This window comes from Flavobacterium sp. (assembly GCF_028712645.1).
In the GTDB taxonomy this organism is placed as follows: domain Bacteria; phylum Bacteroidota; class Bacteroidia; order Flavobacteriales; family Flavobacteriaceae; genus Flavobacterium.
On the sequence record NZ_JAQTPQ010000133.1, the window covers coordinates 1 to 9814 of the forward strand.

At 33.5% G+C, this 9814-nt stretch carries 11 protein-coding genes and 1 pseudogene; 8 read left to right on the plus strand and 4 right to left on the minus strand.

All coding sequences use genetic code 11. The features are described from left to right. The 4 genes from PHC28_RS11070 to PHC28_RS11085 form a co-directional block, all read right to left on the minus strand. A partial coding sequence (locus PHC28_RS11070; RefSeq protein WP_300100100.1) for a DUF1016 N-terminal domain-containing protein occupies nucleotides 1-280 on the minus strand: 280 nt, incomplete at its 3' end. 78 nt (nucleotides 281-358) lie between these two features. Continuing rightward, nucleotides 359-865: a hypothetical protein gene (locus PHC28_RS11075; protein ID WP_300100103.1), complete on the minus strand. Its 507-nt coding sequence runs from the start codon at nucleotides 863-865 to the stop codon at nucleotides 359-361. 121 nt (nucleotides 866-986) lie between these two features. Then, complete coding sequence (gene hemH / locus PHC28_RS11080) at nucleotides 987-2000, minus strand: ferrochelatase (RefSeq protein WP_300100106.1); 1014 nt, start codon at nucleotides 1998-2000, stop codon at nucleotides 987-989. A 108-nt stretch (nucleotides 2001-2108) separates the two neighbouring features. After that, nucleotides 2109-2981, minus strand: a complete 873-nt coding sequence (locus PHC28_RS11085) for an AraC family transcriptional regulator (RefSeq protein ID WP_300100110.1) — start codon at nucleotides 2979-2981, stop codon at nucleotides 2109-2111. A gap of 227 nt (nucleotides 2982-3208) precedes the next feature. On the opposite strand from PHC28_RS11085, the gene hemA reads away from it, so the two are divergent. The 8 genes and pseudogenes from hemA to PHC28_RS11125 form a co-directional block, all read left to right on the plus strand. Further along, nucleotides 3209-4513 (plus strand): glutamyl-tRNA reductase, encoded by a 1305-nt coding sequence (gene hemA / locus PHC28_RS11090; RefSeq protein ID WP_300100112.1) that lies wholly within the window; start codon nucleotides 3209-3211, stop codon nucleotides 4511-4513. 57 nt (nucleotides 4514-4570) lie between these two features. Further along, on the plus strand, nucleotides 4571-5539 hold the full coding sequence (hemC, locus tag PHC28_RS11095; protein WP_300100115.1) for a hydroxymethylbilane synthase: 969 nt from the start codon (nucleotides 4571-4573) through the stop codon (nucleotides 5537-5539). 13 nt (nucleotides 5540-5552) lie between these two features. Then, a complete protein-coding gene (locus PHC28_RS11100) occupies nucleotides 5553-5921 on the plus strand; it encodes a hypothetical protein (protein WP_300100118.1) in 369 nt (122 codons plus the stop codon). Next, entirely contained in the window at nucleotides 5918-6583 is a 666-nt protein-coding gene (locus PHC28_RS11105; RefSeq protein ID WP_300100120.1) for a uroporphyrinogen-III synthase, read from the plus strand. The genes PHC28_RS11100 and PHC28_RS11105 overlap by 4 nt, the downstream gene beginning before the upstream one ends. Before the next feature lie 59 nt (nucleotides 6584-6642). After that, on the plus strand, nucleotides 6643-7671 hold the full coding sequence (hemE, locus tag PHC28_RS11110; protein WP_300100123.1) for a uroporphyrinogen decarboxylase: 1029 nt from the start codon (nucleotides 6643-6645) through the stop codon (nucleotides 7669-7671). 74 nt (nucleotides 7672-7745) lie between these two features. Then, nucleotides 7746-8297, plus strand: a complete 552-nt coding sequence (locus PHC28_RS11115; RefSeq protein ID WP_300100127.1) for a hypothetical protein — start codon at nucleotides 7746-7748, stop codon at nucleotides 8295-8297. A gap of 101 nt (nucleotides 8298-8398) precedes the next feature. Next, nucleotides 8399-9301, plus strand: a complete 903-nt coding sequence (gene hemF / locus PHC28_RS11120; protein WP_300100130.1) for an oxygen-dependent coproporphyrinogen oxidase — start codon at nucleotides 8399-8401, stop codon at nucleotides 9299-9301. Nucleotides 9302-9338: 37 nt separating this feature from the next. Continuing rightward, nucleotides 9339-9814 (plus strand): annotated as a pseudogene (locus tag PHC28_RS11125) (porphobilinogen synthase); the annotation flags it as partial.

The following is a 9814-nucleotide window of genomic DNA, read 5'->3' on the forward strand; positions in this document are numbered from 1 at the left end:
AGTTATGTTCTACTTCTTCAAAAATTAGTTTCATTCGCCTTAAATTTCTCGAAGAAAATCCTTTAACACCAACGTATTCTGCTTGTAAATCCTTTGATAAATTATCAACTATACTTTCTCCCCAACCTGATTTTAATTTTTCTGACAGTACTTTTCCGAAGTCAAGGTACATTAAAATCAATTCGGTATTAACCAATGATAAACTTTTATATTGGGCAAGCTTTATCCTTTCTTTCAACAAAAGAAGCGTTTGGTGATAATTTGAAGGTAAGTTTTCCATTTTTTAAAGTAAAAAACTATTAAATCCAAGTGATGACAAAGATGAGGCGCAAAGACTTTAGGTAGTTGTAATATTCCATTATTCAATTAATGTTGATTTAGAATTCTTTGGAATTTTTAAATCAAAATTAAAGTTTGGAAAAATCAATTTTATGTTTTCATCATTCAACATATGTGTTTCTATAAAATACCATTTTCCTCCCCCATTTTTAGATATTCCTAAATAATAGTAGGTTGCTTGTATTCTCCCTTTAGGAGTTTTCATTATTGTTTTTTTAGGAATAATACAATGGAGCTCTTTGCCAGCTATAAAAATGTTTTGTGGTTCTTCTATTATTTCATTTTCAAAAACAAAACCCTCGCTTTTCATTTTATCAAAAGTTGATTTCATTAAAGAAGATAACTTTTCTCTTCCCCCACCCATTTCAACTATTTTTGGGTATGTATAATCTAAAATTTTATTATAGTTACTGTTTTTCATAGCACTTATCATTATTTCACATTCACTTTTAATTTTACTTGAAAATTGATTTTGTGAAAATGTATAATTAGAAAGAATTAATAAAATGTATAAGTATTTTTTCATCTTTGGAATTTATTTAGTTTTTTAAGTAGTTTAAGTTTAAAAAAAACCGAAAAACGATACTTAAATATTTTTTAGTTTAGAAAACACATATAAAACTAAACTTAATTAAATTTAGGTTTAATTATTTAACCCAATCATTTATCCAATTTGCAACCGTTTTGCACCATTCATCACCATCATTCATACAAGGAATTGCCAAGAAATTCTCGCCACCGTGTTCCTTGAATTGATGATTGGCTTCCATTGCGATTTCTTCTAATGTTTCTAAGCAATCTGCAACAAAAGCTGGCGTTACAACTGCCAAATTCTTGATGCCTTTTTCGGGCATTTTGTTTACTTCGACATCCGTGTAAGGTTCGAGCCATTTGTCGCCTGCCAAACGAGATTGAAAAGTTTGGCTGTATTTACCTTCTGGAATTCCTAATTCTTTTATTACCAATTTTGTGGTTTCGTAACATTGGTGACGGTAACAAAATTCGTGAGCTGGTGAAGGCGTGTTGCAACAAGAACCGTCAATTTTGCAGTGCGATTTAGTTACATCGGTTTTGCGAATATGACGTTCAGGAAGACCGTGATAAGAAAATAAAAGATGATCGTAATCGTAATCTTCTAAATGTTTTTTGATGGAATTTGACAAGGCTTTGATATAATCGGGCTTGTTATAAAACGCAGGAACAATCGTAAATTTCATTTCTGGGAAATGTTTTTTACGCATTTCTTCAGCCATTTCTATAACCGTCGTTGTGGATGACATTGCGTGATGCGGATACAACGGAAACAACAAAACTTCGTTTACACCTTGATCTGCTAATTCCTGTAATCCCGATAAAATGGAAGGTTTTCCGTAACGCATTGACAACGAAACCGGAATATTGACTAGTTTTTTTATCTTTTCGTGCATTCTTTTAGAAAGCACAACAAGTGGAGAGCCTTCTTTCCACCAAACCTTCTTATAGGCTTCGGCAGATTTTTCGGGTCTTTTTCTTAGAATTATTCCCCGAACCAAAAATGCTCGCAATAGAAACGGGACGTCTATCACGTATTTATCCATTAAAAATTCGTCTAAATAGGTTTTAACGTCTTTTGGTGTTGGGCTTTCTGGCGAACCCAGATTGATGAGTAATACTCCTTTCATATTTTGTTTCAGTTTTAATCCTGCAAGGTTTCCAAAACCTTGTAGGTATATTTTTTATTTCACTAAACACCTACAAGGTTTTGGAAACCTTGCAGGAGAATATTTTTTTTACATATTCGGATTAATAGCCATCAAATATTTCTTTGGAGTTGTTCCAAATTTCTTTTTGAAAGCAGCGATAAAGTGGCTTCCGGTGCTGTAGCCAATTTTCAAGCCTACCTCATTAACATTATAGGAACCACTGTCCAACAATTTTCGAGCAGAATCCATCTTATAATCGAATAAAAAGCCATAAACGGTATCTCCATAAATTTGTTTAAATCCCATTTTGAGTTTCTTCAAAGTAAGTCCAACTTCATCAGCAAGTTCCTGTAATCCTGGCGGTTCAGCCATATTGGCAAGAATGATTTCCTTAGCTTTTTTTATTTTCAAAACGTTTTCTTCATCAATCAAAAACGGACATTGTTCAGCATTGGGATCTTCGGTTCGGTTGAAATACAAACTTAATAATTCGTATCCTTTACCTTTATAATACAAGTTTTTTATTGACGGATTTAAGTTGTAATGAAATAATTGACTCAAAACAATTGCCATCGACGGGCTAATGTCTCCTTCTTTATAATATTTTTTATCCTTGTTGTCATCGCTCAAAAAAGTGACATAATTAGCTTCGGAAGAAAATAAATTATGGAATTTTTGGATAGAAATAATAATGGAAATTACCCAAGAATTTGGTTCTATTTCCAAGTTTAACGGCAGTTCTTTTTGTGGATTGTATAACAACAAAGATTTTTCTTCTCTTAAATCCAAGGCATAATTTCCTTGGTTGAAAATAAATTTTGCTTTTCCTTTCAATCCAAAGTGAAATTGGATCAACCCGCTTTTAACTTCACGTTGGGTATAAAAAACTTCATCACTATCGTTTTCGAAACGAAGTAGGGTAAAGTCATCTTCAATTGTTATTATATCTCGAGAACTCATTGCGACATTTTTTATTAGCAGATATGATAATTATCAGGTTTTTGTTTATAAGAAACTAGTACATTTGTTTTTGAAAGGCTTAATTTCATTACAAAAATAGTGTTTTTTGCGAATGAAATTATATTTATCAACAAAAAATCATTCAGCGACACAAAAAGTACTTTTAGCGTTACTTTAATAGAAACCTTAGTTCTAAATTTGTCAAGCATATCAGAAAAAGATTATTTATGGAAAATCTAAATTTATCAAAACATAAAACTTTCTACTCTATTGGATTGAGTTACAAGAAAGCCGATGCAGAAGTTAGAGGAAAATTTAGTTTGGATGCCAAAGCAAAAACCAATGCATTGCTTCAAGCTAAAGAAAGCGGAATAGAAAGTTTAGTTATAATATCTACTTGCAATCGCACCGAAATATATGGATATGCAGAACACCCTTTCCAATTAATAAAATTGATTTTAGAAAACAGCAATGGTACTGTTGAAGAATTTCAAAGAGTAGGATTTGTTTATAAAAATCAGGAAGCTATCAATCATTTGTTTCGCGTGGGAACAGGTTTAGACAGTCAAATTCTTGGAGATTTTGAAATTATTGGACAAATAAAATCAAATTTTGAGGAGTCAAGATCTTTGGGTTTAATCAATGCTTTTTTAGATAGATTAGTAAACACCGTTATTCAAACCAGCAAAAGAATAAAAAACGAAACCGAAATTAGCTCTGGAGCAACTTCAGTTTCTTTCGCAGCCGTGCAATACATAATGAAAAGTGTTGAGGATATTGGCAACAAAAACATCTTGCTTTTTGGAACAGGAGAAATAGGTCGTAACACCTGTGAAAACTTGATAAAACACACCAAAAACGAACAAATCACCTTAATAAATAGAACAAAAAGTACTGCCGAAATATTAGCAGGAAAATTGAATTTAGTTGTAAAAGATTATTCTGATTTGCATCAGGAATTACAAAAAGCTGACGTCTTAGTTGTGGCAACTGGAGCAAACAACCCAACAATTGACAAAGCGATTCTGAATCTAAAAAAACCAATGTTAATTTTAGATTTGTCTATTCCTAAAAATGTTCACCTAAACGTCCAAGATTTAAAAGACGTAACATTAATTCATATGGATCATTTGTCTCAAATGACCGATGACACACTTGAAAGAAGAAAACAACATATTCCTGCTGCCGAAGCCATTATTGAGGATATGAAACTAGAGCTTAATATTTGGATGAATGGTAGAAAATTTGCGCCAACAATTCAAGCATTAAAAGCAAAATTGAGTGATATTGTAGCTGGAGAATTAACTTTCCAAAGAAAAAAATTATCTGATTTTGATGAAGAACAGGCTGAATTAATTGGTTCTAGAATCATTCAGAAAATCACCAACCATTTTGCTAGTCATTTAAAAGACGAAAACACTTCGGTTGACGAAAGCATTGAGTTTATTGAAAAAGTATTTCAAATAGGGTATTCAACTCCTAAAAAAGAAATCTCGATCGCTGAAGAAAAATACAAAATTACCTTATCATAATAAAAATCTAAACGAACCTTAATATATCTTTACGGTTTAAAAAAAAGAAAAGGTTTAATGGATTCAAACAAAACAATACGAATTGGAACTCGCGACAGCGAATTAGCCCTTTGGCAAGCCCACACAGTTCAAAAAAAATTAAACGATTTAGGCTATAAAACCGAAATTATTGCCGTAAAATCGCAAGGGGACATCCTTCTTGATAAACCACTTTACGAACTCGGAATCACAGGAATTTTCACAAAAACGCTTGACATTGCTATGATAAATGGCCAAGTTGACATTGCTGTGCATTCGATGAAAGACGTGCCAACAGCTTTGCCTATTGGAATTGTTCAAGCGGCGGTTCTCGAAAGAGCCAATACTTTGGATATTTTGGTTCACAAAGGAAACCTCGATTTTCTTGAAGGAAAAGGAACCATTGCCACCGGAAGTTTGCGTCGCCAAGCACAATGGTTTCATAAATACCCTAATCATACTGTGGTTGATTTACGTGGAAACGTGAATACTCGAATGCAAAAACTAAACGAAAGCGATTGGAGCGGAGCTGTTTTTGCCGCTGCAGGTTTAGAAAGAATCAACTTAAAACCAATCCTCACCCCAGCCCTCTCCGAAGGAGAGGGAGAAAATAGGAGTTTTTCTTATATCAATTTAGATTGGATGATTCCAGCACCAGCTCAAGGGGCAATGCTTGTGGTTGCTATGGAAAACGATGCTTTTTGCAAAGAAGCTGTTGCCAAATTGAATCACAAGGAAACCGAAATTTGCACCCAAATCGAAAGACAATTCTTAAAAACGCTCGAAGGTGGTTGCACGGCACCAATTGGTGCTTTGGCAAAAATAAACAGCAACGAAATTCATTTTGTTGGAAATTTATTCTCCATTGATGGAAAAGAAAAACTGGAAATTGAGAGAACTATTTCTTTAGACAATTGGACTGGTTTTGGAAAAGAATGTGCTAATGAAATTTTGGAGAAAGGCGGTGCGGGATTGATGAAAACAATTAAGGAAAGTTTGAAGAAGTAATTAACAATTCAAAATGAAAAAGGCCTTTGTAATATTTATTGTTTTATTTGTTTCTTGCAAACAAAATGTAAAATTTAACAAAGCTGAATGGGTTATTATTGGAGATTGTAACACGCATCCAAACCGTGAAAAAATGTTAATTGATTTAACGGAAAATCATAAATTAAAAGGATTAACATACCAACAACTTATTGAAAAAATTGGCGAACCTGAAAGGAATGTAAGCAATACCAATGGTGTTTATTATGAAATAGTAACAGATTATGAGATGGATATTGATCCTGTATATGTGAAAAATTTAGAATTTGAGTATAATAAAGATAGTATAATTACAGATTTCAAAATTAGTGAATATAAGCACGGAACAGAAATACAAAAATGAACAAACAAATCAGCATTCTATCCACAAAAACACTTTTGAGTCATCAAAAGCAAGCTTTGTTAGATGCTAATTTTAATGTGATAGATACTAATTTCATCAAAACTGAAAACTCCAGTTTTGATTTAAATGGAATTAATGAAAATTTGATTTTCACCAGTCAAAATGCGGCTCAAAGCGTTTTGCTTCATCCCAAAAGTTCAGCATTAAAAACAAAAAATGTGTTTTGCGTGGGTTTAAAAACCAAGTCATTATTAGAAGAAAATGGTTTTAATGTCGATGTTTACGTTGATTACGCTTCAGATTTGGCCGAAATTATAACCTTGATTTATTCTAATGAAAGTTTTACTTTTTTCAGCGGAAATTTGCGAAAAGAAACTTTGCCAAAAGCCTTGAAAGAAGCCAAAGTCAATTTTAATGAAATTCAAGTATATGAAACGAGTTTAACGCCACAAAAGATAAAAACCGCAGTCGATGGAATTCTATTTTTTAGTCCATCAGCTGTTGAAAGTTATTTGAAGGATAACAAAATAAAAAACGAAATTTGCTTTTGCATTGGCAACACCACCGCCGAAGCTTTAGATAAAATAACTAAAAAAATTATAGTCGCAGATCAGCCTTCGGTTGAAAACGTGATTGAGGATGTAATCGAAGAATATAAATAATTTAGACCTAACAGGTTTTTAAAACCTGTTAGGTCTGTTGAACGTTAAATAAACAAAAAATGATAAAGAACGACTTATTTTTAAAAGCATTAAGAGGAGAAACAGTAGAACGTCCACCCGTTTGGATGATGCGTCAAGCCGGAAGATTTTTGCCTGAATTTCGTGCAATGCGCGATAAATATGATTTTTTTACCCGTTGTGAAACCCCAGAATTAGCTGCCGAAATCACCGTGATGCCTATTCGTAGCATTGGATCCGATGCAGCGATTTTGTTTTCGGATATTTTGGTTGTGCCTAGAGCAATGGGAATTCACGTGGAATTGAAAGACAATTTGGGACCAATTATCCCAAATCCAATTAGGACGATGGAACAAGTAAATCAGGTTTTTGTTCCAAACATTCAAGAAACTTTGGGTTATGTAATGGATGCTGTGAAATTGACCAAAGAAATGCTAAACGATGAGGTGCCATTAATTGGTTTCGCTGGTTCGCCTTGGACCATTTTTTGTTATGCTGTCGAAGGAAAAGGGTCTAAAAGTTTTGATATTGCCAAAGGATTTTGTTTTTCAGACCCAGTAGCAGCGCACACTTTATTGCAAAAAATCACAGATACGACCATTTTATATTTGAAAGAAAAAGTAAAAGCAGGTTGCGATGCTATTCAAATTTTTGATTCTTGGGGAGGAATGCTTTCTCCGGTGGATTATCAGGAATTCTCTTGGAAATACATTAACCAAATCATAGAAGCTTTGGCAGATGAAACGCAAGTCATTGTTTTCGGAAAAGGATGTTGGTTTGCGCTTGGCGAAATGGGAAAAAGTAGAGCTGCTGCACTTGGAGTAGATTGGACTTGTACGCCAAGAAATGCCCGTTATTTGTCAGGAGGAAACATCACGTTGCAAGGAAATTTTGATCCGTCAAGATTGCTTTCTCCAATTCCTGTCATCAAGAAAATGGTTCACGAAATGATTGACGAATTCGGAAAAGACAAATATATAGCCAATTTAGGCCACGGAATTTTACCAAATATTCCTGTGGATCACGCCAAAGCGTTTGTGGATGCGGTGAAGGAATACAAGCAGAAATAAGGATGTAAGTTCAAGAATTCTCCTGCAAGGTTTAAAAAAAACTTTGCAGGAGTAACAACCTAATTATTGGAAATATGAAATTAGAAGTTTTAGAAAAAGATGGTTATTATCATATTTATAATAAAGGAATAAATGGGTGTTTGATTTTTGAAAATGATGAAAACAAAAACTTCTTTTTAAAACAACTATCAAAATATTTATTGGGTAAAATTTCAATATTTGGATATTGCTTAATGGACAATCATTTTCATTTGGTTATTCGATTAAATGAAGAGGAACAAATAGTGACTCAGGCATTTTCTAATTTTTTTAATTCCTATGTAAAAGCTTTTAATAAGGAAATAGATAGAACAGGAAGTCTATTTGAAAAACATTTCAAGAGGATAAAACTAAATGACGAAGATTATCTGAAGCAACTAATAATATATGTTCATTTGAATCCGAAGCATCATTTAGATTTAAGTTTTCAAAAGTATAAGTTTTCTTCATATCAATCGATTATATCAATAAAAGAAACCAAAATTGAAAGAGAAGAGGTTCTTAAATTATTTGGTGGAATAGAAAATTTCATTTTTTGCCACAACCAAAAAAACGATTTTTTAACCGAAAAATATATTTTTGAGTAAATCAATTATTGTCCTGCAAGGTTTTTAAAACCTTGTAGGTATAGCAAAATAAACAATAAAAGACCTACAAGGTTTTGGAAACCTTGCAGGATAGAAAAAAGATGAAAAACAAATTTTACCAATACATACAAAACCTTCAAGACCAAATCTGCGCAGGATTGGAAGCTGTTGATGGTCAGGCTAAATTTAGAGAAGACATTTGGGAGCGTCCAGAAGGTGGAGGAGGACGAACACGCGTGATTCAAAATGGAGCCGTTTTCGAAAAAGGTGGTGTCAATATTTCGGCAGTGCACGGAAAATTACCGGATTCGATGCAAAAATTGTTCAACGTAGGCGAAGCCGATTTTTTTGCCTGCGGATTAAGTTTGGTTTTGCATCCAAAAAGTCCAATGGTACCAACGGTTCACGCCAATTGGCGGTATTTCGAAATGTATGACGAAAAGGGAAACGTGATTCAACAATGGTTTGGTGGCGGACAAGATTTAACGCCTTATTATTTGTTTGAGGAAGACGCAAAACATTTTCATCAAACTTGTAAAACCGCTTGCGACAAACACAATCCGGAGTTTTATCCAAAATTCAAAAAGCAATGTGATGCTTATTTTTGGAATGCGCATCGCAATGAAGCCAGAGGAATTGGCGGTTTGTTTTTCGATTATTGCAAAGCAAATGAGCAAATGTCAATGGAAGATTGGTTCAATTTTGTAACCGAAGTCGGCAATAGTTTCCTTGAAGCATATATTCCAATTGTTGAAAAAAGAAAAAATTCACTATATTCGGATGATCAAAAAACTTGGCAAGAAATTCGTCGCGGTCGTTATGTAGAATTCAATTTGGTTCACGATAAAGGAACTTTGTTTGGTTTAAAAACCAATGGTAGAATCGAAAGTATCTTGATGAGTTTGCCGCCACACGTTCAGTGGGTTTATGACCATCATCCTGAAAAAGGAAGCGAAGAAGAAAAATTATTGAAAGTATTAGAAAAACCAGTTGATTGGGTTTAAACGAAACTTTAAACCTTAAACTTTAAACTAAAATAGTATGTTCCCATTACAAAGACCTAGAAGATTAAGAGTGAATGAAAGTATTCGTTCATTAGTTCGAGAAACAACACTAAGTCCATCCGATTTTATGTTTCCAATGTTTATTGCAGAAGGAGAAAACGTTAAGGTGGAAATTCCATCTATGGTTGGAATTTACAGACGTTCGATAGATTTAACTGTAGAAGAAGTCAAAGAACTTTTTGCTTTAGGAATACGTGCCGTAAATATTTACGTAAAAGTAGATGAATCCCTAAAAGACAACACCGGAAAAGAAGCTTGGAATCCTGATGGATTGATGCAAAGAACAATAAAAGCAATTAAAAAAGCTTGCCCTGAAATGATTGTTATGCCTGATGTGGCACTCGATCCTTATTCTATTTATGGTCACGACGGAATCATTGAAAACGGTGATATTGCTAATGATGTAACCAATGATGCTTTGGTAAAAATGGCGGTTTCACACGCTCAAGCTGG

Coding starts and splice junctions, on each gene's coding strand:
- PHC28_RS11075 (WP_300100103.1), bottom strand. CDS start 865: ATGAAAAAATACTTATACATTTTATTAATTCTTTCTAATTATACATTT.
- hemH (WP_300100106.1), bottom strand. CDS start 2,000: ATGAAAGGAGTATTACTCATCAATCTGGGTTCGCCAGAAAGCCCAACA.
- PHC28_RS11085 (WP_300100110.1), bottom strand. CDS start 2,981: ATGAGTTCTCGAGATATAATAACAATTGAAGATGACTTTACCCTACTT.
- hemA (WP_300100112.1), top strand. CDS start 3,209: ATGGAAAATCTAAATTTATCAAAACATAAAACTTTCTACTCTATTGGA.
- hemC (WP_300100115.1), top strand. CDS start 4,571: ATGGATTCAAACAAAACAATACGAATTGGAACTCGCGACAGCGAATTA.
- PHC28_RS11100 (WP_300100118.1), top strand. CDS start 5,553: ATGAAAAAGGCCTTTGTAATATTTATTGTTTTATTTGTTTCTTGCAAA.
- PHC28_RS11105 (WP_300100120.1), top strand. CDS start 5,918: ATGAACAAACAAATCAGCATTCTATCCACAAAAACACTTTTGAGTCAT.
- hemE (WP_300100123.1), top strand. CDS start 6,643: ATGATAAAGAACGACTTATTTTTAAAAGCATTAAGAGGAGAAACAGTA.
- PHC28_RS11115 (WP_300100127.1), top strand. CDS start 7,746: ATGAAATTAGAAGTTTTAGAAAAAGATGGTTATTATCATATTTATAAT.
- hemF (WP_300100130.1), top strand. CDS start 8,399: ATGAAAAACAAATTTTACCAATACATACAAAACCTTCAAGACCAAATC.